Origin of the sequence: Frankia sp. Mgl5, from assembly GCF_023242985.1 — a bacterium.
GTDB classification, from domain to species: domain Bacteria; phylum Actinomycetota; class Actinomycetes; order Frankiales; family Frankiaceae; genus Parafrankia; species Parafrankia soli.
In genome coordinates this window covers 1-267 of the sequence record NZ_JALKFY010000147.1, presented here as the reverse complement: position 1 = coordinate 267, position 267 = coordinate 1, and the positions used below count along the sequence as shown (strand labels likewise).

The window sequence follows — 267 nt, the reverse complement described above, 5'->3', positions numbered from 1 at the left end:
CTTCAGATGGGCCGCCAGGGAGGAAGCTTCGCTGGACACACCTTCCATCAAATCTCCGTCTCCGCAAATTACGTACGTATAATGATCAATCACGTTGAAATTGTCGCGATTGTATGTAGCTGCCATATGGCGTTCTGCCATCGCCATTCCCACCGCCATCGCGATGCCTTGTCCCAGCGGACCGGTCGTCGCATCAACGCCAGCAGTGTGACCGAATTCCGGATGTCCTGGGGTGCGGCTGCCCCATTGGCGGAAATTGTGTAAATC

At 55.1% G+C, this 267-nt stretch carries 1 pseudogene; it reads right to left on the bottom strand.

Annotated features, from left to right (window positions below):
* A pseudogene (locus tag MXD62_RS08750) lies at positions 1-267 on the bottom strand (transketolase); the annotation flags it as partial.